The organism is Thioclava dalianensis (assembly GCF_000715505.1).
Classification (GTDB): Bacteria; Pseudomonadota; Alphaproteobacteria; order Rhodobacterales; family Rhodobacteraceae; genus Thioclava; species Thioclava dalianensis.
In genome coordinates, this window is sequence record NZ_JHEH01000003.1 from 190158 (window position 1) to 215355 (window position 25198).

Sequence of the window (25198 nt, forward strand, 5' to 3'; positions counted from 1 at the left end):
GGGAGGAGACAAGCCTTGGAAGACAAACAGATTTGGGAGCTGGACGCCGTCGCAACCGCGGCCGCAATTCGCGAGCGCAAGTTCACCAGTCGCGAGGCGGTGATGGCCGCGCTCAACCGCCTCGATGCGGTCAATCCGAAAATTAATGCCGTCGTCAATGTGCTGCGCGAGGAGGCTCTGGCAGCCGCCGATGCCGCCGATGCAGCCCTTGCCAATGGCGATCTGCTCGGTCCGCTGCACGGGGTGCCGATCACCACCAAGATCAATGTGGATCTGGCCGGTCAGCCCACGACAAACGGGCTGGTTGCGCTCAAGGATGCCGTTGCCCGCACCGACAGCGCCCCGGTTGCCAATCTCAAGGCGGCGGGTGCCGTGATCATCGGGCAAACCAACATTCCCGCCTTTTGCTATCGCTGGTTCACCAGCAATGACCTGCATGGCGCCACGCTCAACCCGTGGAACCCGAAGATCTCGACCGGCGGCTCAAGCGGCGGGGCGGCGGCGGCAGCGGCAACCGGCATCGGCACACTGGCCCATGGCAATGACGTCGCAGGCTCGGTCCGCCTCCCCGCCGCCGCCTGCGGTCTTTACGGGATGAAGGCCACGATGGGCCGCATTCCGGGCTATACCGAGGGGCCGGTCGAAAAGCCGATGACGATTCAGGCCGGGGCCTCGGAGGGGATCATTGCGCGCAGCGTGCGCGATATCCGGCTGGGCCTAGAGGTGTTGGCACGCCCCGATCCCCGCGACCCCGATCACATAGTGCCCGCAGCGGCCAGCTCAGACGAGGGCCGCCCGTGCCGGGTCGCGCTGTTTGCGGGCAGCTCAGAGCTGCCGGTCCACCCCGAAGTAGAGGCGACCCTGCGCCGCGCCGCGCGCTGGCTGGAAGAGGCGGGCTATATCGTCGATGAGGTCGCCCCGCCGCGTCTGGCCGAGATGGGGCGGCTCTGGATGACGCTTCTTTATGCCGAGACGGGCGTCTCTGGGCGCGAGATGCTGTTGGAGATGGGGGGCGAGGACTTCCGCACCGCTTATCTCCACACCGAGGCCAATCTGCCCACGCTCGATATGGCCGGTTTCGTGCAAGCCTGGTTGACCCGCCACACGATCGAGCGCGCGTGGTCGCAGTTCTTCCAGACCTATCCGCTCGTGCTCACGCCGATCTCGTGCCAGCCGATTTTCCCCGTTGACTACGATCTGCAAAGTCGTGATACGGTTGGGGAAATTATGACGGCTTACAGCTCTTTGCCTGCGATTGCGGGCCTCGGCCTGCCCGCTATTTCCGTCCCCGCCGGGTCCACGAATGGTCATCCGGCCGGGGTTCAGATCGTCTCGGGCTGGTTCAACGAGGAGCGCTGCCTGCGTGCGGCTGAGATCATGGAAGCGCAAATCGGTGCGATCGCTCCGATCGACCCAAAGGCGGATTAAATATCATGGCTCCAGCGCAGGCGAATAAAATGAAACTTCCTGCGCGGAGCCGCCGACCGGCGCGCCCGCAGAGCGATGGCAAACGCGAACAGATCGCCGCCGCTGCCCTGCGGGTGATGCTGCAAAAAGGCGTGTTCGACATCACGACCCGCAAGATCGCCGCCGAGGCGGAGATCAGTGTCGCCACGCTGCATTATCACTTCAACGACAAGGAAGAGATCATCTTCTCCGTGATGGAGAATTTCGTCTCGCAGTACAGATCGCGGCTGAACGACGCACTCGGCGACAGCACCGATCTGCCCCAGCGCATCGAAGTGCTCATCCATTTCGTCTGCTCCGAGATCCGGCGCGCCCCGGCCGAGCAGATCTTGCTACAGGAAATGTCGCTCTACATGCTGCGCCATCCCGAGGGCCAAGATCTCGCACGCGCCAAGGACGAGCATTTCCAAGATCTCTATGCCAGCGCCTTCTCGCAGCTCGTGGAGGACACGCCCGAGGCGCAGCAAAAACTGCGCGCGCTGAGCAACCTCATCTATACAAGCCTCGTGGGCCTGTTCAATCAGTGGCTTGCCACGCAAGACGATCCGCTGTTCGCCCGCTCCGCCGACAACCTGATTATCGCCGCAAAAGCATTTGCAGCGGCGCAGGGCCTGTCCCGCTAAGCGAGGGGCAAGGCCACCGGCAATCTCGCGCATGAGAGGCCATCACTGGCCCGAAGCGCCCGCCTAGCCTACGCGCACGCCCTTCACCCAAGTCCCCCGCAGCGCACCCGAACCGTTCAACCGGCGCACGCGGATCAGATCGGCGCGCTTTCCCAGCTCCAGACGTCCGCGATCCGACAGCCCGACCGCATCGGCGGGCGCCGAGGTCACACAGGCCACGCCGCGCGCCAGATCGTCCCAAAGATCCCCCAGCAGCAGCGCCGAGGACAGCAGCGCCGAGGGCACATAATCCGACGAGACGATATCCAGCAGATCGGCCTCGGCCAGCTCATGGGCCGCCACATTGCCCGAATGCGAGCCGCCCCGGATCAGGTTCGGCGCGCCCATCATCACCGCGATCCCTTGGTCGCGGCAGGCCTGCGCTGCCTCACGCGTGGTCGGAAACTCGGCAAATTGCACGCCCTGCATGGCTGATTGCGCCACCTGATCGGCGGTGGTGTCGTCATGGCTGGCCAGCACCGCGCCAAAACGCCCTGCCGCTGCGACCGCCGCCTCCATATGGCGCGCGCCCAGACGCTCTCGCAGAGCGATCTGACTCGCGACGTGATCTTCGAAATCGGCCTCGCTCAGCCCGTGCTTGCCGCAGACATAGTCGCGCAGCTTCTCAAGATCGCGAAACTGCCGCGAGCCGGGGGTGTGATCCATCAAGCTCACGATGCCCACCCGATCCTCGGGGCCGAATTTCGCAAGCTCCTCGATCAGCGTCTCGGAACAGGCTTCGGCGCGCAGATGCAGGTAATGGCTGATGCGCAACCCATCCGCATCGCGCATCGCGAGGATCTCGCTGGCAAGCGCGCGGGCATATTCGTTGTAATCGGTGCGATTGGTCGATGAGGCCCCGATCGAACCCACCCGCAGCGCGTCGAACACGGTCGTGATCCCGACCGAGGCCAGCTCGGCATCATGGGCGATAATCGCCGCCGAATGGGGCCAGTTCACCTTCGGGCGCGGCTCGATATGGCGCTCTAGATTGTCGGTGTGCAGCTCTATCAGCCCCGGCATCACCAGATCGCCCTCGCAATCGACGGCGCCTGCGGGCACGCCCTGCCCCGGCTCGATCCGGGCGATCTGCCCATCCACGACATGAAGCGCACCGCGCATCACCTCGCGCGGCAGAACAAGGGTGGCATTGGCGAGGATGAAATCACTCATGAGAGGCTCCGTTTGAACGTCTTGCCGCTGTCGCATTGAAGTGTCACATCACTGTGGCACTTTGATGGGAAAAGGCGGTTATGGGATATTATACGCGATACGCCATCTACTATGCGCCGCACGATGAGTTGATGCAGGCGGGCTCCAACTGGTTGGGTTGGGATGCCGCCGCAGGGGCTGAGGTCGCACAGCCTGAGCTGGACGGGATGGCGCCGCCGCTCTCGCAGATCACCGCCGCGCCGCGCAAATACGGCTTCCACGCCACGATCAAAGCGCCCTTCCGGCTGGCCGACGGCCTGACCGGGGATGATCTTGGCGAGGCGATGGGGGCGCTGGCCGGGCAGCTGGCCCCGGTCACGCTCGACGCCTTGGAGGTCGCGCAGCTGGGCGATTTCGTGGCCCTGCGCCCTGCAGGCGATGTGACGGCGCTGCGCGCGCTGGCCGCTACGGTGGTCGAGCGGCTGGACCGCTACCGCGCGCCGCTCAGCGAGAGCGAGCTTGCCAAACGCGATCCGGCTGCGTTGAGCCCGCGTCAGGCCGAGCTGCTGGCGCGGTTTGGCTACCCTTATGTTTTCGAGCAATTCCAGTTGCATCTGACGCTGAGCGGCCCGCTTTCGCCCGATCTGGCAGAGGCGCTCTCCGCGCAGGCCCGTCGCTACTTCGCCCCCTATCTCGGCGCGCCGCATGTGATCGATACACTGTGCCTCTTCGGCGAGGATCCGCAAAGCGGCCATTTCCATCTGTTGCATCGTTACGCCCTCACCGGGTGAAGGGCTGCCAGCATGCGCTCAACCCCTTGGGCGCAGCTGCCGTCATTGATCACCCGGCGGACCGGCAGCCCCTCGGGCAGATCGGCGCAGCTGCGTGCGATGCGTTCGGCGATCTGCTGCGCGCTTTCGCGGCCCCGCTCGGCCAAGCGGCGGGCCAGCAGCTCGGCGGGGGCTGTCACCTCGATCACCTGCAGGGCGGGAAACTGCGCGACGGCCTCGGAAAGCGCCGCGCGCGATCCGTTGAACAAGACCGTGCCGCCCGCCGCCATCGGTTCAAGCTCGGCCCATGCCACACCGTAGCGCAGCCCATGCGCGCGCCAATGCAGCGCAAACTGATCTGCCGCGACCCGGCGCGCAAATTCCGCCTCATCAAGGCTTTCGAACGGCTCACTCCCTGAGGGCGGGCGCGTCACCGAGCGGCGCGCCCAAGAGAGTGTCGGGTCGCGGGCCAGCGCGCCCCGGATCAGCGTATCCTTGCCCGCCCCCGAAGGGCCCACCACCGCAATCAACTGCCCGGTCATGCCGCCCCCCGCGCAGAGGCCGGCGTGAATTCTGTCACATCGACCTCGCGATCACAGACCTGCGCGCGCGCGGCCTCATCGTGGAAGATGCCGATGATCGCAGCGCCGCGCGCCTTGGCCTGCTCGATCAGACCCAGCACGACCGCGCGGTTGGTCGCATCGAGCGAGGCTGTGGGCTCATCGAGCAAAAGCGCCGGATAACCATGCACGAAGCCGCGCGCGATATTGACCCGTTGCTGCTCACCGCCCGAGAAGGTCGTGGGCGAGAGCGCCCAGAGCCGCTCGGGGATGTTGAGCGCACTCAGCAACTGAGCCGCCCGCGCGCAGGCCTCTGCCTCGGGCAGACCAAGCGCCAGAAGCGGCTCGGCCACGACCCGCAGCGTAGGCACGCGCGGCACCACGCGCAGGAACTGGCTGACATAGCCCAGCGTGTCGCGGCGCAGCGCGATGATCTCGCGCGGGGCGGCTTTGGTGATATCGAGCCCGCCCACCCGGATTGCGCCGCCCGCAGCCAGGTAATTGCCCCATATCATCCGCATGAGGGTGGATTTGCCTGCCCCCGACGCCCCGGTGAGCGCCACGCATTCGCCCGGCAGAACACTGAGATGTGCGCCCTCCATGACCGGGATCGTGATGCCACTCTGATTGTGCAGCGTGAAGGATTTGGAGAGATTTTCGATCTCGATCATCGGGTTACACCTGCAAGACGGAAGAGACGAGAAGTTGGGTATAGGGCGCTTGCGGATCGTCGAGCACCTGATCGGTCAGCCCCTGCTCGATGACCCGGCCCGCTTGCATCACCATCAGACGGTCGGCCAGAAGTCGCGCGACGGCCAGATCATGGGTGACAAGGATCACCGACAGCCCCATATCGCGCACGAGCCCGCGCAGCAGATCCAAAAGCCGCGCCTGCACGCTGACATCGAGCCCGCCCGTGGGTTCATCCATGAACACAAGCCTCGGTCCGGTGACCAGATTGCGCGCGATCTGCAAGCGCTGCTGCATACCGCCCGAGAACTGGCGCGGGCGATCATCGATCCGGTCCGCATCGATCTCGACCCGGCCGAGCCAGTCGATCGCCGATCCGCGGATCGCGCCGTAATTGCGTGCGCCCACCGCCATCAGCCGCTCGCCCACATTGCCACCCGCGCTCACGCCCATACGCAGCCCGTCGCGCGCGTTTTGATGCACAAAGGCCCAGTCGGTGCGCCCCAAAACCCGGCGCTCGGCCTCGCTCATCGTGACAGTATCGCGCCCATTGTAGAGCACGCGCCCCTGATCGGGTGTCAGATGCCCGGCCAGACAGCTCAGCAGCGTAGACTTGCCCGAGCCGCTCTCGCCCACGATCCCCAGAACCTCACCCGGCCAGAGATCAAAGCTCACTGCCTCGCAGCCGATCCGCGTCCCGTAATATTTGCTCAGCCCCGCAACCTGAAGCAGCGCAGTGTTCCCGAGATCCTTCATACCGCCTCCTCCGGGCTCAGCCGCCCGCGATGGCCCTGCGCCCGGCGAGCCTCGCAAAAATCGGTATCAGAGCAGACAAACATCCGCCCGCCCCGGTCATCGGTGATCACCTCATCGAGATAACTCGTGGAACATCCGCACAGATCGCAATCGTGATCGGCCTTGGAGGCCATGAAGGGATGATCCTCGAAATCGAGGCTCACCACCTGCGTGAAGGGCGGCAGCGCATAGATCCGCTGCTCGCGCCCAGCCCCGAACAGCTGGATCGCGGGGCTGCCTCCCAGTTTCGGGTTGTCGAATTTCGGGATCGGCGAGGGATCCATCACATAGCGCCCCTCGACCTTCACCGGATAGGCATAGGCCGTCGAGATTTCCCCGTGACGCGCGATGTCCTCGTAAAGCTTCACATGCATCAGCCCGTATTCCTCAAGGCTGTGCATCTTGCGGGTCTCGCTTTCGCGCGGCTCCAGAAAGCGCAAAGGCTCGGGGATCGGCACCTGATAGACCAAGATCTGATCGGCGCGCAGTGGTTCTTCGGGGATCCGGTGGCGGGTCTGGATCAGGCTCGCCTCTGCCGTGTGGGTGGTGGTTTTCACACCGCCCGTGCGCTCGAAAAACTTACGGATCGAGACCGCGTTGGTCGTATCATCCGCGCCTTGGTCGATCACTTTGAGCGTATCTTCGGGCGTCAGGCAGGCCGCGGTCACCTGCACCCCGCCCGTGCCCCAGCCATAGGGCATCGGCATCTCGCGCGAGGCAAACGGCACCTGATAGCCCGGCACCGCGATCCCCTTCAGGAGCGCGCGGCGGATCATCCGCTTGGTCGCCTCGTCGAGATAGGCGAAGTTATAAGCCTGATCGGTCATTCTGCAGCCTCCCTTTCGCTTGCGCCCGCCGCCTTGCGCAGCCGCCGGATCAGCTCCAGCTCGGATTGGAAATCGACGTAATGGGGCAGCTTGATATGTTCGAGAAAGCCCGTCGCCTGAATGTTGTCGCAGTGATAGAGGACGAATTCGGCATCCTGCGCGGGGGCGCCGGTATCCTCCTCGCCCAGCTCCTCCCAACGCAAAGCCCGATCCACGAGGCTCATCGAGATCGACTTGCGCTCGTTTTGGCCGAACACCAGCCCGTAGCCGCGGGTGAATTGCGCAGGCTCGGTCTTGGAGCCGGTGAACTGGTTGACGGTCTCGCATTCGCTCAGCTCGACCGTGCCGATCTCCACGGAAAAGCCCAGCTCTGGGATCTCCATTTCGACCGCGCAGCTGCCGATTCGCAGCTCACCCACGAACGCATGGGTGCGCCCGTAGCCGCGCTGCGTGGAATAGGCCATCGAGAGCACAAACCCCTCATCGCCTCGGCTCAGCGCTTGCAGGCGCAGCGGGCGGTCGGCGGGCATCTCGAGCGGCTCGCGCGTCAGATCGCCCGGCACAGCCGCGCTTGGCGCGAGCGGCTCCATCAGCCCGTCCCGGTCCAGCAGCGCGAGCACATGCGGCGCGGGCTGATCATCGGCGGGCTTGCGCCCGGCCTGCTGCACCTCCCCTTCGGCGGCCAGTTTGAAGTCCAAAAGCCGATGGGTGTAGTCAAAAGTCGGCCCCAGCACCTGCCCGCCCGGCACATCCTTGAACGTGGCCGAGATCCGCCGCGTGATCGCCATCGCCCCGGTCTCCACCGGCAGGCTCGCGCCAAAGCGCGGCAGCGTCGTGCGATAGGCGCGGATCAGAAAGATCGCCTCGATCAGATCGCCGCGCGCCTGCTTGATCGCAAGCGCTGCCAGATCGGGGTCATAGAGCGAGCCCTCCGCCATCACCCGGTTCACCGCAAGGCTCATCTGCTCGCGGATCTGGGCGACTGACAGCTCAGGGATGGCAGGATCGCCCCGGCGCGCCTCGGCAAGCCAGTCATGGGCGGCGTCAATCGCGCGCTCGCCACCTTTGGTCGCGACATACATCTAAAGCGCCTCCACATTGCTCGAACGCGGCAGGCCGAAAACCGTATCGCGCGCGGTGAACAGACAATCAAAGCCCAGCGGGAAGCCTGCATGGTTGGCCTGAAATGCCGCAATATCGGGCAGATAGGCCTTGACCTGCGTCTCGATCCCCGGCCCGCTCAGCCGAGCATTGGGCGGGTTAGACCCAGCCTCTTCGACGATCAGCGTGGCGGCACGGTCGGGGTAGTCGGGCGTACCCATGGCAAAGCGCGCGACGGGCTGCAGCGCCTCCCAAGCACCCAAAGCGAAGGCGGCCTCCTCAGCGCCCGAGAGCGGTGCGCCGCAGTGAAAGGCGATCCAATTTCGGATCTCGGGCGTGTCATGCGAGGGCGCAAGATGAAGGCGCGTCGATTGATCGACCAGCGTGAGCAAGACCGCCCCTGCCGCCGGAGAAAGCGGCGCCGGAGGGGCTGCCCCCTCAAGCTGCTGGAGTTGACCGGGCCGCGCCATCGCATTCAGCACCGCGCGGAAGGCGCGCGCCGATTGCTGTGCGACCTCTGCAAACCCGCCTGACAGATCGCTCATTGATCTTCCCCCCGCACCATCGTGAAAAACTCGACCTTGGTGGCCGCCGCCTTCTCGGCCCGCTCAGTGTGGCGCGCGGCTTCCTCGGCACGCAGGGCGCCCAGAACAGGCGCCACCAATTCGGAGCCCGCCACACCCAGCGCATCGAGGGCAGCGGCGCGCAGCGCATGGGATTTGTCTCGCCCTTGCACATAGGCATGGCCCACCGCGCCGCCCTCCAGACGCACAGAGCAGCGCGTCACCGTCATCTCGCCCAGATTGAACGGCCCGCCCGAGGCCCCGACCCGCCCGCGCACCATTACGGCTCCGGCCTCAGGCGCACGCAGCAGCGCATGCGCCGGGATCTCGGGGAACAGCTCTGCCAGCCGCGTCGGGGTGGCCCGGGCCAAAAGCCCCATGCGGTCGCGCCGCTCTATGTCGTCTTGCGTGAGTTTGGACATCTTGCCGATTTGTCTATTTTACTATACAACTAGACAAATATGCACCGATTCCCGGCCCGGAGGCAAGCGACAGTTCCATGACACGTCCCACCCCGATCTGGTGCCAGATCGCCGATACCCTGCGCCACGAGCTGACGACGGGGCTTTACCCTTCAGGCGCCAAGCTGCCGACAGAGGCCCAGCTCTCGGCGCGGTTCGGCGTCAATCGGCACACGGTGCGCCGCGCACTGGCGACGCTCGCCGATGAGGGCTGTGTCGTGGCGCGGCGCGGCGCGGGCGTGTTTGTCGCCGATGCCCCGCCTGCGGATTATCCGATCTCGCGCCGGGTGCGGTTTCAGCGCAACATCGCGGCCTCGGGGCGGACGCCTTCGCGCGAGGTGCTGCGCATCGAGACGCGGCTCGCGGCTCCCGAAGAGGCCGCAGCGCTCGATCTGCCCGCGCAGGCGCAAGTCCATGTCTTCGAGGGGATTTCGCTGGCCGACGCGGTGCCGCTTGCGCATTTCCGCTCGATCTTTCCCGCCGAGCGGTTTCCGACGCTGCCGGTCGCGCTGACCCGGCATGGCTCTGTCACGGCGGCTTTGCGCGAGGCGGGGCTGCCCGATTATCTGCGCCTCACGACCCGGATCGCCGCGACCCGGGCCAGCGGCACACGGGCGGGGCTGCTGCGGCTGCCAGAAGGCGCGCCCTTGCTGCGCACCGAGGCGATCAATGCCGATGCCGATGGGCAACCCATCGAGTTCGGGATCAGTTGGTTTGCCGGGGAGAGGGTGACGCTGACCATCGGGTCCGACGACGAGGATGACGCGCCTGCCACGCCCTAGCCTTTGTATTTCGCAACAAATTCGGCGGCGGACATAGCGCGAAAATCGGCCAAGGCCCGGTGCAGGCGCCTGTGCTCCCAATCCCACCACGCAAGATCCAGCAGGTCTTGAGCGACCTCATCTGAAAAGCGCGCCTTCAAGGGCTGCGCATTCACGCCTGCCACGATCATGAAGGGCGCCACATCCTTGGTCACGACCGCGCCTGCCGCGACCACCGCGCCCGCCCCGATTGTGACCTCGGGTTTGATGATCGCACCGTGACCGATCCAGCAATCGGGACCGAGAACGGTGCGCCGCCCGGCACGATGTTCAAAGAACTCGGCCCAATCCTCTTCGCCCTCGAAATAATCGGCGGAGCGATAGAGGAAATGGTGCTGCGCGGCATTGCGCCACGGATGATCTGTCGGGCCGATCCGGGTGCAGGCGGCGATATTGGCAAATTTCCCGACCGTCGTATTCGCGATATCGGCAAACCGGTCGCAATAGGCGTAATCGCCAAACTCGCAATTGCGCACGCGACTGCCCTGCCCCAGCTCACAATAGCGGCCAAAGCGGGAATTATGCACGTCGCAATCGTCGGGAATATGGGGCGTGTCGGGATCAAGCTTGGGCATGGTCGTCTCTCGAAATGGCGGTCTGTACTTGGGCGACACATCGCGGCTCGACCGGAGGATACCAAGACGTCCGGCGGTAGTTTCGGCGGCGCTTCAGTCGAAATAGTCGGAATTGCGCGCCACCAGAGTGGATAACACAGCCAGAACCGAACGCAGATGCGTTTTCGCAGCCGTCACCGCGCCCGCAACGTCGCGCGCTTGAATGGCGTCCGCAATGGCCTGATGCTCACTCAGCAGGTCATAGAGATGCGGATGATCGCGCAGCGACAAAACGCGCAATCGATCAAGCTGCATCTTCTCATGCTCAAGCACCCGCGCGGCGCGCGCAAACCCCGTGGCCCGCGCAAGTGCAAGGTGGAACGCATCGTCTTCGGCCTGAAAGGCAAGATCATCACCGCGCTCGAGCGCACGGGCTTGCGCCTTCAGCGTCGCCGTAATCTCGGCCTGCGATGCCGGGCTCGGCCCATTTGCCGCCAGCGCTGCCACATTGGCCAATTCCAGCGCCTCGCGCAGAAACTGGGCCTCGCGGATCTTGCCCTCATTGAGCAGCGTGACGAAATTTCCACGGCTCGGCAATGTGGTCACAAGCCCCGCATCGCGCAACTGCGCCATGGCCTCGCGCACGGGGGTCCGGCTTGCGCCGAAACGGCTGGCGACCTCGGTCTCAGACAGGATGCAACCGGGCGGCAGTTCCATCCGCAAGATCGCGGTCTTCAGCGTCTGGAAGATCTGTGCACCCACAGGGCGCGTCAGATCCAGCTGCGTCGCGGCCAGAGAACTCACATGACCCGCGACGGCCTGAGCCGCAGCCGCCTGCTGGGGTTTGGGTGTCTCTTCGCGCGCCATGTCATCCCTCTCACATTCAACCTGTATACTGGTATTCTGCGTATTTACAACCGGTATACTGGTCTGCTATCGAGACAGGGCCGGGTGGAGTCGGCACGGAGGAGGAGACTATGCGCGCAGCGCTGATCGGCCTGGGAATGGTCGCCAAAACGCATGTCGCAGCGATTGCTGCGACCAAGGGGCGGATCACGCTGGAAGCTTTATGCGCGCGCCATCCCGAGCGCGCCGAAGCTTTCGCCCAAGAGGTCTCGCAGGCGGGACAGGGCACGCCCAAAGCTTATAAATCCGTGGCCGAGATTGCCGCCGATCCCGATATCGATTTTGCCATCGTGTTGACGCCGCCCAATGCGCGGATCGAGGCGGTCGAGGCGTTGGCTGCAGCTGGCAAGCCGATCTTGATGGAAAAGCCTGTAGAGCGCACGCTGAAGGCCGCCACCCGGATCGTCGAGATCTGCGAGGCGGCACATGTTCCGCTGGGCATCGTCTTGCAGCACCGGATGCGCGCCTCGGCGCGGCGGCTCTCGGAGATGCTGGCTGAGGGCGCGCTTGGCGAGATCGGGCTGGTCGAAATTACCGTGCCGTGGTGGCGCGAGCAAAGCTATTACGATGAGCCCGGACGCGGCACCTATGCCCGCGACGGCGGCGGGGTACTGATCTCGCAGGCCATTCACACGCTCGATCTGGCGCTGAGCCTCACAGGTCCCGCCACCCGCGTGCAGGCGATGGCCCGCACCAGCCGCCTGCACCGGATGGAGGCTGAGGACATCGTGAGCGGCGGGATCGATTATGCCAGCGGCGCGGTCGGCAGCCTGTTTGCCACCACCGCAAGCTATCCCGGCTCCGCGGAATCGATCCTGCTGCACGGCACCAAGGGCTCGGCCCGCATCGTCTCGGGGCAGCTTGATCTGAACTGGCGCGACGGTACGACTGAGAGTTTTGGCGAGGGCTCTGGCACCGGTGGCGGCGCGGACCCGATGGCCTTCACCCATGAGTGGCACCAAGCCATTCTGGAAGATTTCGCAGACGCTCTGGAGCACAACCGTGCCCCCATCGTCACCGGACGCGCCGCTCTGGCCGTCCATCACCTGATCGAAGCCCTTGTGACCTCATCGCGCGAGGGCCGCGCCATAACCCTTTCGGAGATTTCATGACCCGACCGATCCGCTTCGCCGCGCTAGGCATCGACCACCGCCATATTTTCGGAATGGCGCAGAACCTGATGGATATCGACGCGCAATTCGTCGGTTGGTGGACCGAGGGCAGCCCCGAGCCGCTGGAGGGCTTTGAAAAGCGCTTCCCCGATGTGCCCCGGATCGCCACGAAAGAAGACATCCTTGCAGATGACACCGTCGATCTGATCCTGATCTCGTCGATCCCGCGCGATCGCGCCGCGCTTGCCATCGCGGCGATGCAGGCGGGCAAGGATGTGATGACCGACAAGCCCGGTTGCATCACCCTTGAGGAACTGGCTGAACTGCAAAAGGTGCAGGCGCAGACGGGCCGGATCTGGTCCATCGATTTTTCCGAACGCTTCGAAGTGCCCGCCGTGACCCGCGCCGCCGAGTTGGTGGCCGAGGGTGCCATCGGGCGGGTGATCCAGACCGTGGGTCTCGGGCCGCACCGCCTCAACGCACCGACGCGCCCCGAGTGGTTCTTCGAGCGCGAGTCCTACGGCGGTATCCTCACCGATATCGCGAGCCACCAGATCGATCAGTTCCTGTTCCTCACCGGCTCGACAGATGCCCGGGTCGAATGGGCGACGGTCGCCAACCATGCCCATCCGCAATGGCCCGGCCTTCAGGATTTCGGCGAGCTGGTTGTTCGCTCGGATCAGGGGCACGGCTATGTCCGCGTGGATTGGTTCACCCCCGATGCGCTGCCGACATGGGGCGACGGGCGGCTGACGATCCTCGGGACCGAGGGTTATATTGAGCTGCGCAAATATGTCGATGTGGGCGGGGCCGAGGGCTGCGACCATCTCGTGCTGGTCAATGGCGATCGCTGCGAGAAAATCCAGTGCTCCGATGCGGGCCTGCCCTATTTCGCGCGTCTGCTCCATGACATCCGCGAGAGAACCGAAACCGCGATGCCACAGGCCCATGCCTTCAAGGTGATGGAGCTGGCGATCAAGGCGCAGATGCTTGCCGAGGGAAAATCGGCATGATCGGCGTTGCAATCATCGGCGCCGGTATCGGGCGCGAGCATCTCGATGGCTACCGCGCCCTGCCCGACCGCTACAAAGTTCACGCCGTGGTCGATCTTGATACCGCGCGCGCACAAGCGGCCGTGGGCGAAGATCCGATCCGGGTCGAGACCCAGATCGAGGCGGTGCTAGAGAACCCAGAGATCGAGCTGATCGACGTCTGCCTGCCGCCGCATCTGCACCTGCCCGTCTCGCTTCAGGCGCTTGGTGCGGGCAAGCATGTGATCTGCGAGAAGCCTCTGGTGGCCTCGCTGGCTGATGCAGACCGGCTGATCGCAGCGGCGAAAGAGGCGGACCGGATAGTGACGCCGGTCTTTCAATATCGCTACGGCCCCGCGATGGCGCAGCTGCGCGCCCTGATCGCGGCGGGTCTGACCGGAAAGCCCTATGCGGCCAGCCTTGAGACCCATTGGATGCGCGGCCCGGACTATTACGCGACCCCGTGGCGCGGCACGTGGAAGGGCGAGAATGGCGGCGCGGTTCTGGGCCATGCGATCCACAACCACGACCTGATGATGATGGTGATGGGACCGGTGGCGCGGCTGTCCGCGATGTGCGCCACGAGGGTGAACCCGATCGAGACGGAGGACTGCGCGGCGATCAGCTTCGAGATGACCTCGGGGGCGGTTGTGACCTCTTCGATCACGCTCGGGGCCGCTGACGACACCACGCGGATCCGGTTCTGCTTTGAGGGTCTGACGGCTGAATCCGGCACCGCCCCCTATGCGCCCGCAACCGATACATGGCGTTTCACCGCGCGCGCGCCCTACGCCCAGGCGGCCATCGACGAGGTCTTGGCCACGGTGCCGGCCGGGCTCTCGGGCTTTGCCGGGTTCCTTGAGGCGACGGCGGATGCTCTGGAGGGGAGACCAGAGCATGCGGTGACCCTCGCGGATGGACGACGCTCTATCGAGCTGGTCACGGCTGTCTATCAGGCCGCCCGCGATGGTGCGCGTGTCGCCCTGCCGCTGGGACCGGATGCTCCGTTCTATCGGGGCTGGATACCAAGCGAGACGTAAACGAAACCAAGGGAGGAAAGACAATGATCCAGAAACGCAAGATCGCCGCAGCGGCGGTGGCAGCCACATTCCTGGCTGCCACCGCCGCATCGGCAGAGGTCCAACTGCGCTTTGAATGTGCGCAGGACGGCAACGAATGCGATACGATGATGACCATCTTCAAACAGTTCGAGGCCAAGCATCCGGACATCAAGGTGAAGATGGATCTCGTGCCCTATAAGGCGATCCTCGAGAACCTGCCGGTGGACCTTGCCGCAGGCACCGGTCCCGATCTTGCGAAAGTCACCGACCTTGGCGGCTTGCACAAATACTATCTCGACCTGTCGCCCTATGTGGAAAAGACCTATTGGGAAGACAATTTCGGCAAAACACTCGACTGGTACCGGGCCGGGCCTCAGGACAAGGGCATCTACGGCCTCCAGACCCAGCTGACGATCACCGGCGCCTTCGTCAACAAGACCTTGTTCGATCAGGCAAACGTCGCGCTCCCGGGCAAGGATGCGACATGGGATGACTGGGCCAAGGCGTCGCGCGAAGTGGCCAAGGCCACCGGAACGCGCTATCCGATGGCGATGGACCGCTCGGGCCACCGCTTTGCCGGCTTGGCGATCCCATATGGTGCGACCTATTTCGACGCCGACGGCAATCCCGAGCTGAACGATCCGGGCTTTGCTGCCGCCTCCAAGCAATTCGTCGCTTGGAACGCGGACGGCACGATGGACCGCAATGTCTGGGCCGGTCAGGGCGGCACGAGCTATGCCGATGCGACGAAGGAATTCGTCAATGGCGAGCTGGTCTTCTACTACTCGGGCAGCTGGCAGATCCAGAAATTCGCAGACCAGATCGGGGATGCGTTCGACTGGGAAGTGGTCCCAGCCCCCTGCGGCCCGGCCGGTCCCGGCCATTGCTCGGGCATGCCGGGTGGCTCGGGCGTGGTGGGCTTCAAATCCACCAAACATCCCAAGGAAGTGGCAGAGCTGCTGAACTACCTCGCCCAGCCCGACAATTATGCGATGCTGGAAGCCAAGTCGCTCAACATTCCCGCCAATGCCACCGTGGCCAAGGCTGGCGTGAAATATGAAGGTGCGACCCCGGGTGCGGCCAAGGCGCTCAATGCCTTCAGCGCTCAGGTGCCGACCATCTCGCCGGTGGGCTATGCCTATCAGGGCTACAAGAACAACCGCGCGATGTTCAACATCACGGTGACCCGTCTGACGCAGGCGATCGTCGGCGAGCTGAGCCTGACAGAAGCGCTTGATCGGATGAGCGCCGATCTCAAGCAAGCGGTCAACGCGGCACAATAAGCCACGATCCTCTTGGGGGGCACACGCTTGCCCCCCATCACCGCAACCAGCAGGGGGGAGACACCGATGCTGAGCCTGATCACGCCACTGATGCAGATCATCGAATGGCCGATGCGCGCGCTACAGCGGATCTTGGGGCCGCGCAAACTGGCTTGGGTATTCCTTCTGCCAAACCTTTTTCTATTCGGCTTTTTCACCTTCCTGCCGGTGATCCTGAACTTCTTTTACGCGACCACCGGGAGCGACCATATTCTGCTCGAGGACCGTCCCTATGTCGGGATGCGCAACTTCGACGAGCTGATGAATTGCACCAGCTATCTCGATCCCAATAGCTGTCAGATCGATCTGTTCTGGCGCGCGGTGCATAACACGCTTTGGTTCATTGTGCTTCAGGTCGGGTTCATGGTGTTCTTCTCGATGACGACCGCGCTGATCCTGAACCGCAAGATCCGGGCGCGCGGCTTTTTCCGCGCGGTGTTCTTCTTTCCCGTCCTGCTCTCGCCTGTCGTGGTGGCGCTGGTGTGGAAATGGATATTGCAAGACCAAGGCGCGCTCAACGCAGTGCTCGATCATTTCGGCCTGCAAACCGTCAACTGGATGCTCAGCCCTACATGGGCCTTTGCCTGGTCGGTGTTCATCTCGGTCTGGTTCCATATGGGGTTTTACACGCTGATCCTGCTGGCCGGGCTGCAGTCGATCCCGCGCGATGTCTATGAGGCCGCCGCAATGGATGCCGCCTCGCCGTGGCGGGTGTTTCGCAAGATCACGCTGCCGCTGTTGATGCCCACGATGGTGGTCGTGCTGGTGCTCTCGCTGATCAAGGGCGTGCAGACCTTCGATGAGGTCTATGCCTTCACGGGCGGCGGTCCGGGTTCGGCCACGACACTGGTGATCCAATTTATCTATCAAAACGGCTTTGCCGGGGCGCCGCGTCTCTTCGGGCTTGCCTCTGCCGCCTCGATCCTTGTGGCCATCGTGCTGATCGCGCTCACGGCGGTGCAGCTTTGGATCACACGGAGGAACGCCAATGGCTAAGCGCGCCCGTAGCCCCTTGCATGCCCAAGCACAACTGGAGACCCAGCCATGACCGCCTTTCTCACCCGCACCCGCGGCCGGAAGCGCCTGCATTGGACCGACTGGATGGCCTATGCCTATCTGACGCTTGGGGTGCTCTTGATGTTCGGCCCCGTGCTCTGGCTGGTGCTGTCCTCGTTCAAGACCGAACGCGAGTTGCAAAACTACCCGCCCCGCCTGCTGCCTTATGTGCAGAAGATGGAAACCGTGCCGGGCTATGACAAACCGCTGCCCATCTACAAGGTCACCGCCGGTCCGCTGGCGGGTCAGGAGGTCGCCCAGATCCGGCGCATTGGCCTGATCAGTCAGGTCGTGAAACCCAGCGACCCCAAGACGGTCCTGAAAGTGCCGTTCAAGGATCGCAAGGCGGTCGAGCATGTGGCGCTGGCCACCTCGAACTATTCCAAGCTGTTCGAGCGGTTCAATTTCTTCCGGTTCTTCTACAACTCGACCTTCATCACCGTGATGGCCACGCTGATCACCTTGCTGGTCAATTCCATGGCCGCCTTCGCGCTCTCGAAATACCAGTTTCGGGGCCGCGGGTTGGTGATGGCGCTGATCATCGGCACCTTGATGATCCCGCCCACCGTGGTGCTGGTGCCGCTGTTCCTGATCGTGCGGGATTTCGGCATGATCGACTCGCTCTGGGGGGTGATCATTCCGGGGGCTGCCACCCCGACAGGTGTCTTCCTGCTGCGCCAATATATGCTCACCATCCCCGATGAGATCCTTGATGCGGCGCGCATGGACAAGGCCAGCGAGTGGAAGATCTACTGGCGCATCATCCTGCCTCTTTCAGCGCCCGCAATCGCAGTGCTGGCCATCTTGTCGATCATGTGGCGGTGGAACGATTTCCTCTGGCCCCTGATCGCGCTGCAAAAGCAGGAAAACTTCACGCTTCAACTCGCCCTCAACTCGTTTAGAGGCGAATTCACCACCGATTGGGCCAGCCTGCTGGCGATGACCGTGCTGACGCTGGTTCCGATCGTGGTCGTCTTCGCCTTCTTGCAGAAATACATCGCCACCGGCATTGCCTCGACCGGCGGAAAATAAGGAGACGCCCCATGTCCGATCTCGAACTTCGCGGCGTGACGAAAGCCTATGGCAATGTCGAAGTCATCAAAGGCATCGACCTCAAGGTGGAGGATGGAGACTTCTGCGTCTTCGTCGGCCCCTCCGGCTGCGGCAAGTCCACGCTGTTGCGCATGATCTCCGGCCTTGAGCCGATCAGCGGCGGCGATGTCTGCATCGGCGGCGATGTGGTCAACGACCTTGGCCCCGCCGATCGCGGGCTGGCGATGGTGTTCCAAAGCTACGCGCTCTATCCGCATATGACGGTGCGCCAGAACCTCTCTTTCGGTCTGGAAAACCTGCGCGCCTCCAAGGCCGAAATCACCGAGCGCGTCACCGCCACCGCGCAGATGCTGCAAATCGAGATGCTGCTCGACCGGCGGCCCAAGGATCTGTCGGGCGGTCAGCGCCAGCGCGTGGCCATTGGCCGTGCCGTGGTGCGAGAGCCGCAGATTTTCCTCTTCGACGAGCCGCTCTCGAACCTCGATGCCGAATTGCGCGTCGAGATGCGCGGCGAGATCAGCCGCCTGCATCGGCGCCTCAACAACACCATGATCTATGTGACCCATGATCAGGTCGAGGCGATGACCATGGCCGACAAGATCGCGGTGCTGCGCGACGGGCGGCTGGAGCAATTCGGTCGACCGCTCGATCTGTACAACACGCCCGACAATATCTTCGTCGCAGGCTTCATCGGCAGCCCGAAGATGAACTTCTTCCCCGGTCGCGTCGAGGCGGGCGGGCTCAGGCTTGAGACCGGCACGGTGGTGGCCCTGCCGCCCGGCAAATTCATGCTGAACGAGGGCGAGCAGGTGACGCTCGGCATCCGGCCCAACGGGATGCAACCGGCGGAGACGGGCCTGCCCCTGACGGTCTCGGGCGTGGAGCGGCTGGGCGGCGAGTCCTATCTTTACGGCACGGCCTCGGACGGTACGGCGGTCACCGTCCACTGCGCCGGTCAAACCAAGATCGAGCCGGGCACCCAGATCGCTCTGACGCTGGAGACCGGCGAGGCGCATGTGTTCTCCACCCAGAGCGGCCAGTCGCTTTTGCGCAAAGGTGCCTGAGCATGAAACAGACGTGGCGTTGGTTCGGCCCGCAAGACACCGTTGGTGTGGACGAGATGCTTCAGGCCGGTGTGCAGGGCGTGGTCTCGGCGCTACATCACCTTCCGCCCGGAACCGTTTGGCCCATCGAAGAAATTCGCAAAAGGCAGGCGCAGATCGCGACCCGTGCGGATGGCACGGCCTCGGGGCTGAGCTGGGATGTGGTGGAAAGCCTCGTGGTCTCGGAAACGCTCAAGACCAAGGGCACAGGCTACGCCGAGCATATCGCCGCATGGAAGCAATCGCTTGAAAACCTTGCCGCCTGCGGGATTAAGGTCGTGTGCTACAACTTCATGCCGATCCTCGATTGGACGCGCACCCAGCTGCGCGCACCGCGCCCGCATGGCGGCACGGCGATGCTCTTCGATCTGGTCGATTTCGCAGCTTTCGACATCCATATTCTTGCCCGTCCCGGCGCGGCCGAAGACCACGGCCCGGAGATCGCGGCAAAAGCCAATGCGCGGTTTGCCCAGATGGACGCGCGCGGTCGCAAGGATCTGAGCGGCAATATCGTGGCGGGCCTGCCCGGTGCGAATGACAGCTGGACGCTGGAGCAGATCCGCGAGCTGCTTGCGAGCTATGCCGCGATCACGCCCGAGCGGCTGGCGGCCAACCTGATTGATTTCCTCTCGGAAGTGGTGCCCACCGCAGAGCGGCTTGGCCTGCGGCTGTGCTGTCATCCTGACGATCCGCCCTTCCCGCTTCTGGGCCTGCCGCGCGTGATGTCGAGCCTGAGCGATTACACGCGCATCCTGAATGCGGTGGACAGCCCCGCCAATGGTGCGACGCTCTGCACCGGCTCGCTCGGGGTTGCGCCCGGTTTCGATCCGGTGCGCTTCATCACTGAGCTTGGACCGCGCATCCATTTCGTGCATCTGCGCAATACCACCCGGATTGCGCCCGCCACCGCGCAGCGCTCGAGCTTTTACGAGGCCGCACATCTGGAGGGCGACACCGATATGGTCGCCACGATCCGCGCGCTTCTGGCCGAAGAAAACCGAAGGGCCGCCGAAGGGCGCGCCGATGCCCAGATCCCGATGCGCCCCGATCACGGGCAGGACATCCTCGACGACCATAACCGCGCCTCGATGCCCGGCTATCCGTTGATCGGACGGATGCGCGGGCTGGCAGAGCTGCGCGGCGTGATGGCGGCGCTGGCCTGAGCGGGGCGGCCCTCCCCTCTCTTCGCGAAACCCCGCCGCCCGCACCGAATTTCTACTCCGGCCCTGCGCGCGATCTGTGCTACGGTCCGCGCAGGGAGGCGGCGCGCCATGACAGATGCACGGCATGTCGAAGAGATCGGACGGGTGTTGGAGGGCAGCCAGACCGGACGGGACAACTTTGTCTCGGCCTCATGGCGGCGCTGTGTCGAGCTTTATGGCATGGATCCCACGCGCTCGGACCCAGCCTATATCGTGACCGACGCCGAGCTGCGCGATCACCGCAAACAGGCGGAATGGATGATCTCGGCGGCGCGCTCCGGGCTGCAATCTCTGTTTCGGCAGGTTGCGGGGCAAAATTACGTTTTGCTGCTGACCGATGCCAAAGGGGTGTGCGTCGATTTCTTTGGCGATGAACTCTTTACCGACGATCTGCGCAGCGCGGGCCTCTATCTGGGATCGAACTGGTCGGAGGATCTGGCTGGCACCTGCGGCGTCGGTGCCTGCCTTGTCACGCAAGAGCCGGTGACGGTCCATCAAGACGACCATTTCGGCAATGCACATACGGTCTTGTCCTGCACCGCAGCGCCGATCTTCGACAGCCTCGGACATCTCGCGGCGGTGCTCGACATCTCGCTTTTGCGCTCGCCCACCCCCAAGAGCAGCCAGAACCTTGCGATGAGCTTGGTGAGCACGGCGGCGCGGCGTGTCGAGATGGCCAACCTGATGGCCGAGAGCCCGCGCGACTGGGTACTGCGTCTCTCTTCAAGCCCGGAATTTCTCGATGTCGATCCCGAGGCCGCCGTGCGGCTCGACGGCTCGGGGCGGGTGCTGGGCTATACCCGAGCCGCGCGCCGGTTGTTTGCAGATAGCGGCCCGATGATCGGACGCCGGATCGACGAGGTCCTGAGCGTCAGCGTCGATGATCTGCCCGATCTGATGCGCGACCGCCCCACCGAAGAGCGGGTGATCGAGATGCGCGATGGCGGGGCGCTTTTTGGCCATGCGATTGCGCCAAAGGCCCCGCGCCAGCACCATCCCGGGATGCGGCGCGGCGGGGCGCTTGCGGGGCTGACGGGGGGCGATCCCGAGATGGCGCGCCTTCTGGGGCAGGCCGAACGGCTCGCGCCGGGCAACGTGCCCATTTTGATCACCGGCGAGACCGGGACCGGCAAGACAAGGCTCGCCCGCGCCATCCATATGACGAGCAAGGCGCAGGGTTTCATCAGTCTGGAATGCGCCGGGCTGAGCCCGGAGCTAGTGGCGCAATCCTGTCTCGCCGCCACCGGCCCCACGACACTTCTGCTGCGCCGGATCGAGGAGCTGAGCGCGCAGACCGCGGTCGCACTTGCAGGCCTCATCGACCGCAAGCCCGACCTGCGCCCGATCTCGACGAGCTGTCTGCCGCCCGCGCAGATCGCCCTGCCGCCGGTGCTGTTTCACCGTCTGGCGGGGTGCGCGCTGACCATTCCGCCGCTGCGGATGCGGCGCGATCTTGATTGGCTGATGTCGCGCCATCTGCGGCGCCATGCCAGCGACGCGGTCCGTCTGTCGCCCTCGGCGCGCGCGGATCTTCTGGGGCGGAGCTGGCCGGGCAATATCCGTGAGCTGGAACAGGTTCTCGACGTGGCAAGCGCGCTTTGCGTGGGTCCGGTGATCGACCTGCCCGATCTGCCCGCCCCGGTCGAGATCGGGACGCCCCGCGAGCGCGCGGCCCTTGCCCCCGCCGATCCGCAGGAGGTGTTGGAGCAGGTTCTGGACGCCTGCGACTGGAATATGGCGCGCGCGGCCCGACGGCTGGGCGTCAACCGCTCCACGATCCTGCGCCGGATCCGCAAGGCCGGGTTGCGCCTGCCCGAGTGATCCGTTGCGCCGCTGTTGCACGCGCAACATGCCGCGCCGCAGCAGGTGGATTTGCGCCCGCCTGAGCCTCACATCCATAGATCGCGCCGCCTGCACGCGCCGATACTCCTCTCTGAGACACGCGCAGAGGAGGAGACGCGATGCTTGATACGACCGTAAACACCCAGACCCAAGAGATGCTCGACAGCCTCAACGCCGCGCTGGAGAGCGGCGATGTCGCGCGGGCCGCAGCCCTGTTTGCCACCGACAGCTACTGGCGCGACCTTGTGGCGGTGAGCTGGAACCTGAAGACCGTCGAGGGGCCTGCGGGCGTGGCCGACATGCTCACACATCAGCTTGCGCAGACCCGTCCGGGTAAGTTCGAGATCCAGTCGGGCGAAATCCCCACCAAGGAGGGTGGTGTGATCACGGCATGGGTCACGTTCGAGACGAAAACCGGGCGTGGTTGGGGCCTGATGCGGATCCGCGAGGGTCGCATCTGGACGCTGCTGACGGCGTTGCAGGAACTCAAGGGCTTTGAGGAAAACCGCGGCACGCGCCGCCCGATGGGGGCAGAACATGGCGCGCGCAAGAACCGGCTGTCGTGGAAAGAGCGCCGCGCGGCGGAAGAGGCCGATCTGGGCTATGGCACCCAGCCCTATGTCGTCGTCATCGGCGGCGGTCAGGGCGGCATCGCGCTTGGCGCGCGTCTGCGCCAGCTTGGCGTGCCTGCGATCGTGCTCGACAAGCATGACCGGCCCGGCGACCAATGGCGCTCACGCTACAAGTCGCTTTGCCTGCATGATCCGATCTGGTATGACCACCTGCCCTATATCAAATTCCCCGACAACTGGCCGGTCTTCACGCCCAAGGACAAGGTGGGCGACTGGCTGGAGATGTATACCAAGGTGATGGAGATCAATTACTGGACGCGCTCCGAGGTGACGCGGGCCAGCTATGATGAGACCTCTGGCAAATGGACAGTCGAGGTCAATCGCGACGGAGAGACGGTCACGCTGGAGCCCACGCAGCTTGTGCTTGCGACCGGCATGTCGGGTAAGCCGAACATGCCGGAATTCCCCGGAATGGAGACGTTCCAAGGCACGATCCAGCACAGCTCGCACCATCAGGGTCCCGAGGCGTGGGAGGGCAAGAAGGTCGTCGTGATCGGCTCGAACAACTCCGCCCATGACATCTGCGCGGCACTTTGGGAGAGCGACGCGGATGTGACGATGGTGCAGCGCTCCTCTACCCATATCGTGCGCTCCGACAGCCTGATGGAGATCGGCCTTGGCGCGCTTTATTCGGAAGAGGCGCTCGCCAACGGGGTCACGACCGAGAAAGCGGATATGATCTTTGCCTCCCTGCCCTATAAGATCATGCATGAGTTCCAGATCCCGCTTTATGAGCAGATGCGCGAGCGCGACGCGGAGTTCTACGCAGGGCTTGAAAAGGCCGGCTTCGATCTCGATTGGGGCGATGACGGCTCGGGACTGTTCCTGAAATACCTCCGCCGGGGCTCGGGCTATTACATCGATGTGGGCGCGAGCCAGTTGATCATCGACGGGGCGGTCAAGCTCGCCAAGGGTCAGGTGGATCACTTCGAGACGGACGCGGTGGTGCTCGCGGATGGCACGCGCCTGCCCGCCGATCTGGTGGTGTTCGCGACCGGGTTTGGCTCGATGAATGGCTGGGCCGCCGATCTGATTTCGCAAGAGGTCGCGGATAAGATCGGCAAGGTCTGGGGGCTTGGATCGGACACCACGAAAGACCCGGGCCCCTGGGAGGGCGAACAGCGCAATATGTGGAAGCCCACGCAGCAGGAACACCTGTGGCTCCATGGCGGCAACCTGCACCAATCGCGGCATTACTCGCTCTATCTCGCGCTGCAGCTCAAGGCGCGCATGGAGGGGTTGGAGACCCCCGTTTACGGGCTGCAAGAGGTCCATCATCTCTCGTGATCCCAAGCCCACTGCTTTCCCCCAACCGCTCCGGCCCCTGTGGCCGGAGCCAATCCAGACCATCAAAGGAGACCCCCATGAAAGCCGCACGTTGGCATGGCGTGAAAGACATTCGCGTCGAAGAGATCGAGACCCCCACCGCCGGCCCCGGAGAGGTTGCGATCAAGGTCGCATGGACCGGCATTTGCGGCAGCGATCTGCATGAATATCTCGCCGGTCCGATTTTCGTGCCTGTCGAGCAGAACCACCCGCTGAGCCATGACAAGGCGCCGATCACGATGGGCCACGAGTTTTGTGGTGTGATCTCGGATCTGGGCGCGGATGTAAGCGGGCTTGCCATCGGCGACCGTGTCGCGATTGAGCCGATCTTCGCCTGCGGCACCTGCCCTGCCTGCCGTGAGGGCAAGTATAACCTCTGCGACAGCCTCGGCTTCGTCGGCCTCTCGGGCGGGCATGGCGGTTTCGCTGCGACCTCGGTCGTGCCTGCGCGGATCGTGCATAAGATGCCCGATGACCTCTCGATGGAACAGGGCGCGCTGGTCGAGCCCGCAGCGGTCGCGCTCCACGCGGTGCGGATGTCGAAGATCAAGGCGGGCGATGCGACGGCGGTCTTTGGCGCAGGCCCGATCGGGCTTTTGGTCGTCGAGGCCCTGCGCGTCGCGGGGGCGGCCCAAATCCACGTGGTCGAGCCATCTCAGGAGCGCCGCGAAAAAGCGCTCGAACTGGGGGCGACCAGCGCGATCGATCCAATGGCCGAAGATCCCGTCGCCAAGATCCGGGACGCGACCGGCGGCGTGCATGTGGCGTTTGAGGTCACGGGCGTGCCCAAAGTCCTGCCGCAATGCATCGACAGCACGCGCCATGAAGGGCAGACGCTGATCGTCTCGATCTGGGAGGGAGATGCGTCCTTCCAGCCCAACACTGCCGTTCTGAAAGAGCGCCAGCTTCAAGGCACCATCGCCTATCGCAACGTCTATCCGGCGGTGATGGAGCTGATGGCGCAGGGCTATTTCAGCGCCGACAAGCTGGTCACCAAGCGGATCTCGATTGACGAGATCGTCGATCAGGGGTTCGAGGCGCTGGTGGCGGAGAAATCTCAGGTGAAGATCTTGGTCAAAGCGCCGGACTGATCGCTCTCATGGCGGGCGCGCGCCTTCTTAAAGGCGCG

At 64.3% G+C, this 25198-nt stretch carries 25 protein-coding genes; 15 read left to right on the forward strand and 10 right to left on the reverse strand.

Features of this window, described 5'->3' with window-relative positions:
• The first annotated feature begins 15 nt into the window (after positions 1–15).
• Together DL1_RS03920 and DL1_RS20730 are read left to right on the forward strand one after the other, a co-directional pair.
• Positions 16–1428 (forward strand): amidase, encoded by a 1413-nt coding sequence (locus DL1_RS03920; protein WP_038062720.1) that lies wholly within the window; start codon positions 16–18, stop codon positions 1426–1428.
• A gap of 29 nt (positions 1429–1457) precedes the next feature.
• Positions 1458–2090, forward strand: coding sequence for a TetR/AcrR family transcriptional regulator (locus DL1_RS20730; RefSeq protein ID WP_051693301.1), 633 nt, complete (start codon positions 1458–1460; stop codon positions 2088–2090).
• A gap of 63 nt (positions 2091–2153) precedes the next feature.
• On the opposite strand, the gene DL1_RS03930 is transcribed toward DL1_RS20730, so the two are convergent.
• A complete protein-coding gene (locus tag DL1_RS03930; RefSeq protein ID WP_038062722.1) occupies positions 2154–3302 on the reverse strand; it encodes an alpha-D-ribose 1-methylphosphonate 5-triphosphate diphosphatase in 1149 nt (382 codons plus the stop codon).
• 80 nt (positions 3303–3382) lie between these two features.
• Here DL1_RS03930 and DL1_RS03935 point away from each other — a divergent pair, with 80 nt between their 5' ends.
• Positions 3383–4072: a DUF1045 domain-containing protein gene (locus DL1_RS03935; RefSeq protein WP_038062725.1), complete on the forward strand. Its 690-nt coding sequence runs from the start codon at positions 3383–3385 to the stop codon at positions 4070–4072.
• Here the strand turns inward: DL1_RS03935 and phnN are convergent.
• Genes phnN through phnG form a run of 7 tightly spaced genes read right to left on the reverse strand, consistent with a single transcriptional unit; the run spans position 4054 to position 9009 of the window.
• Positions 4054–4593, reverse strand: a complete 540-nt coding sequence (phnN, locus tag DL1_RS03940; protein WP_038062727.1) for a phosphonate metabolism protein/1,5-bisphosphokinase (PRPP-forming) PhnN — start codon at positions 4591–4593, stop codon at positions 4054–4056. The genes DL1_RS03935 and phnN overlap by 19 nt on opposite strands.
• A complete protein-coding gene (gene phnL / locus DL1_RS03945) occupies positions 4590–5282 on the reverse strand; it encodes a phosphonate C-P lyase system protein PhnL (protein WP_038062729.1) in 693 nt (230 codons plus the stop codon). Before phnL ends, phnN begins: the two co-directional genes overlap by 4 nt.
• A 4-nt stretch (positions 5283–5286) precedes the next feature.
• On the reverse strand, positions 5287–6057 hold the full coding sequence (gene phnK, locus DL1_RS03950; protein WP_038062733.1) for a phosphonate C-P lyase system protein PhnK: 771 nt from the start codon (positions 6055–6057) through the stop codon (positions 5287–5289).
• Positions 6054–6923, reverse strand: a complete 870-nt coding sequence (locus tag DL1_RS03955; protein ID WP_038062736.1) for an alpha-D-ribose 1-methylphosphonate 5-phosphate C-P-lyase PhnJ — start codon at positions 6921–6923, stop codon at positions 6054–6056. The genes phnK and DL1_RS03955 overlap by 4 nt, the downstream gene beginning before the upstream one ends.
• Positions 6920–8005: a carbon-phosphorus lyase complex subunit gene (locus DL1_RS03960; RefSeq protein WP_038062738.1), complete on the reverse strand. Its 1086-nt coding sequence runs from the start codon at positions 8003–8005 to the stop codon at positions 6920–6922. The genes DL1_RS03955 and DL1_RS03960 overlap by 4 nt, the downstream gene beginning before the upstream one ends.
• Entirely contained in the window at positions 8006–8569 is a 564-nt protein-coding gene (phnH, locus tag DL1_RS03965) for a phosphonate C-P lyase system protein PhnH (RefSeq protein WP_038062741.1), read from the reverse strand.
• A complete protein-coding gene (gene phnG / locus DL1_RS03970) occupies positions 8566–9009 on the reverse strand; it encodes a phosphonate C-P lyase system protein PhnG (protein WP_038062744.1) in 444 nt (147 codons plus the stop codon). The genes phnH and phnG overlap by 4 nt, the downstream gene beginning before the upstream one ends.
• Before the next feature lie 77 nt (positions 9010–9086).
• On the opposite strand from phnG, the gene phnF reads away from it, so the two are divergent.
• Positions 9087–9830: a phosphonate metabolism transcriptional regulator PhnF gene (phnF, locus tag DL1_RS03975; RefSeq protein ID WP_038062746.1), complete on the forward strand. Its 744-nt coding sequence runs from the start codon at positions 9087–9089 to the stop codon at positions 9828–9830.
• Here the strand turns inward: phnF and DL1_RS03980 are convergent.
• Together DL1_RS03980 and DL1_RS03985 are read right to left on the reverse strand one after the other, a co-directional pair.
• Positions 9827–10444, reverse strand: a complete 618-nt coding sequence (locus DL1_RS03980; protein ID WP_038062747.1) for an LbetaH domain-containing protein — start codon at positions 10442–10444, stop codon at positions 9827–9829. The genes phnF and DL1_RS03980 overlap by 4 nt on opposite strands.
• Before the next feature lie 93 nt (positions 10445–10537).
• The gene (locus tag DL1_RS03985) at positions 10538–11290 is read right to left on the reverse strand and encodes a GntR family transcriptional regulator (RefSeq protein WP_081856245.1); all 753 of its coding nucleotides are present in this window, start codon (positions 11288–11290) and stop codon (positions 10538–10540) included.
• Positions 11291–11400: 110 nt separating this feature from the next.
• On the opposite strand from DL1_RS03985, the gene DL1_RS03990 reads away from it, so the two are divergent.
• The 11 genes from DL1_RS03990 to DL1_RS04040 all read left to right on the forward strand — a co-directional run bounded on the left by DL1_RS03990 (position 11401) and on the right by DL1_RS04040 (position 25160).
• The gene (locus DL1_RS03990; RefSeq protein ID WP_038062748.1) at positions 11401–12441 is read left to right on the forward strand and encodes a Gfo/Idh/MocA family protein; all 1041 of its coding nucleotides are present in this window, start codon (positions 11401–11403) and stop codon (positions 12439–12441) included.
• On the forward strand, positions 12438–13454 hold the full coding sequence (locus DL1_RS03995; protein WP_038062751.1) for a Gfo/Idh/MocA family protein: 1017 nt from the start codon (positions 12438–12440) through the stop codon (positions 13452–13454). The genes DL1_RS03990 and DL1_RS03995 overlap by 4 nt, the downstream gene beginning before the upstream one ends.
• Entirely contained in the window at positions 13451–14512 is a 1062-nt protein-coding gene (locus DL1_RS04000; protein ID WP_038062754.1) for a Gfo/Idh/MocA family protein, read from the forward strand. The genes DL1_RS03995 and DL1_RS04000 overlap by 4 nt, the downstream gene beginning before the upstream one ends.
• 23 nt (positions 14513–14535) lie before the next feature.
• Positions 14536–15816 carry an ABC transporter substrate-binding protein gene (locus tag DL1_RS04005; protein ID WP_038062756.1) on the forward strand — a complete coding sequence of 427 codons (1281 nt, stop codon included), beginning with the start codon at positions 14536–14538 and terminating at the stop codon, positions 15814–15816.
• Positions 15817–15882: 66 nt separating this feature from the next.
• Positions 15883–16851 carry a carbohydrate ABC transporter permease gene (locus DL1_RS04010; protein ID WP_038062758.1) on the forward strand — a complete coding sequence of 323 codons (969 nt, stop codon included), beginning with the start codon at positions 15883–15885 and terminating at the stop codon, positions 16849–16851.
• A 48-nt stretch (positions 16852–16899) separates the two neighbouring features.
• The gene (locus tag DL1_RS04015) at positions 16900–17943 is read left to right on the forward strand and encodes a carbohydrate ABC transporter permease (RefSeq protein ID WP_038062761.1); all 1044 of its coding nucleotides are present in this window, start codon (positions 16900–16902) and stop codon (positions 17941–17943) included.
• 11 nt (positions 17944–17954) lie between these two features.
• The gene (locus tag DL1_RS04020) at positions 17955–19028 is read left to right on the forward strand and encodes an ABC transporter ATP-binding protein (protein ID WP_038062765.1); all 1074 of its coding nucleotides are present in this window, start codon (positions 17955–17957) and stop codon (positions 19026–19028) included.
• A gap of 2 nt (positions 19029–19030) precedes the next feature.
• Complete coding sequence (gene uxuA / locus DL1_RS04025) at positions 19031–20230, forward strand: mannonate dehydratase (RefSeq protein ID WP_038062766.1); 1200 nt, start codon at positions 19031–19033, stop codon at positions 20228–20230.
• 108 nt (positions 20231–20338) lie between these two features.
• Positions 20339–22090 carry a sigma-54-dependent Fis family transcriptional regulator gene (locus DL1_RS04030; protein WP_038062768.1) on the forward strand — a complete coding sequence of 584 codons (1752 nt, stop codon included), beginning with the start codon at positions 20339–20341 and terminating at the stop codon, positions 22088–22090.
• 140 nt (positions 22091–22230) lie between these two features.
• Positions 22231–24030 (forward strand): NAD(P)/FAD-dependent oxidoreductase, encoded by a 1800-nt coding sequence (locus DL1_RS04035; protein ID WP_038062773.1) that lies wholly within the window; start codon positions 22231–22233, stop codon positions 24028–24030.
• A 77-nt stretch (positions 24031–24107) separates the two neighbouring features.
• Positions 24108–25160: a 2,3-butanediol dehydrogenase gene (locus DL1_RS04040; RefSeq protein WP_038062775.1), complete on the forward strand. Its 1053-nt coding sequence runs from the start codon at positions 24108–24110 to the stop codon at positions 25158–25160.
• Positions 25161–25198 lie beyond the last annotated feature (38 nt).

Coding starts and splice junctions, on each gene's coding strand:
- phnK (WP_038062733.1), bottom strand. CDS start 6,057: ATGAAGGATCTCGGGAACACTGCGCTGCTTCAGGTTGCGGGGCTGAGC.
- DL1_RS20730 (WP_051693301.1), top strand. CDS start 1,458: ATGAAACTTCCTGCGCGGAGCCGCCGACCGGCGCGCCCGCAGAGCGAT.
- DL1_RS03960 (WP_038062738.1), bottom strand. CDS start 8,005: ATGTATGTCGCGACCAAAGGTGGCGAGCGCGCGATTGACGCCGCCCAT.
- DL1_RS03995 (WP_038062751.1), top strand. CDS start 12,438: ATGACCCGACCGATCCGCTTCGCCGCGCTAGGCATCGACCACCGCCAT.
- DL1_RS04000 (WP_038062754.1), top strand. CDS start 13,451: ATGATCGGCGTTGCAATCATCGGCGCCGGTATCGGGCGCGAGCATCTC.
- DL1_RS03935 (WP_038062725.1), top strand. CDS start 3,383: ATGGGATATTATACGCGATACGCCATCTACTATGCGCCGCACGATGAG.
- DL1_RS03980 (WP_038062747.1), bottom strand. CDS start 10,444: ATGCCCAAGCTTGATCCCGACACGCCCCATATTCCCGACGATTGCGAC.
- DL1_RS04020 (WP_038062765.1), top strand. CDS start 17,955: ATGTCCGATCTCGAACTTCGCGGCGTGACGAAAGCCTATGGCAATGTC.
- DL1_RS03930 (WP_038062722.1), bottom strand. CDS start 3,302: ATGAGTGATTTCATCCTCGCCAATGCCACCCTTGTTCTGCCGCGCGAG.
- DL1_RS04005 (WP_038062756.1), top strand. CDS start 14,536: ATGATCCAGAAACGCAAGATCGCCGCAGCGGCGGTGGCAGCCACATTC.
- DL1_RS04010 (WP_038062758.1), top strand. CDS start 15,883: ATGCTGAGCCTGATCACGCCACTGATGCAGATCATCGAATGGCCGATG.
- DL1_RS03955 (WP_038062736.1), bottom strand. CDS start 6,923: ATGACCGATCAGGCTTATAACTTCGCCTATCTCGACGAGGCGACCAAG.
- phnG (WP_038062744.1), bottom strand. CDS start 9,009: ATGTCCAAACTCACGCAAGACGACATAGAGCGGCGCGACCGCATGGGG.
- DL1_RS03985 (WP_081856245.1), bottom strand. CDS start 11,290: ATGGCGCGCGAAGAGACACCCAAACCCCAGCAGGCGGCTGCGGCTCAG.
- phnF (WP_038062746.1), top strand. CDS start 9,087: ATGACACGTCCCACCCCGATCTGGTGCCAGATCGCCGATACCCTGCGC.
- DL1_RS04040 (WP_038062775.1), top strand. CDS start 24,108: ATGAAAGCCGCACGTTGGCATGGCGTGAAAGACATTCGCGTCGAAGAG.
- phnN (WP_038062727.1), bottom strand. CDS start 4,593: ATGACCGGGCAGTTGATTGCGGTGGTGGGCCCTTCGGGGGCGGGCAAG.
- phnL (WP_038062729.1), bottom strand. CDS start 5,282: ATGATCGAGATCGAAAATCTCTCCAAATCCTTCACGCTGCACAATCAG.
- uxuA (WP_038062766.1), top strand. CDS start 19,031: ATGAAACAGACGTGGCGTTGGTTCGGCCCGCAAGACACCGTTGGTGTG.
- DL1_RS04030 (WP_038062768.1), top strand. CDS start 20,339: ATGACAGATGCACGGCATGTCGAAGAGATCGGACGGGTGTTGGAGGGC.
- DL1_RS04015 (WP_038062761.1), top strand. CDS start 16,900: ATGACCGCCTTTCTCACCCGCACCCGCGGCCGGAAGCGCCTGCATTGG.
- DL1_RS03990 (WP_038062748.1), top strand. CDS start 11,401: ATGCGCGCAGCGCTGATCGGCCTGGGAATGGTCGCCAAAACGCATGTC.
- DL1_RS04035 (WP_038062773.1), top strand. CDS start 22,231: ATGCTTGATACGACCGTAAACACCCAGACCCAAGAGATGCTCGACAGC.
- phnH (WP_038062741.1), bottom strand. CDS start 8,569: ATGAGCGATCTGTCAGGCGGGTTTGCAGAGGTCGCACAGCAATCGGCG.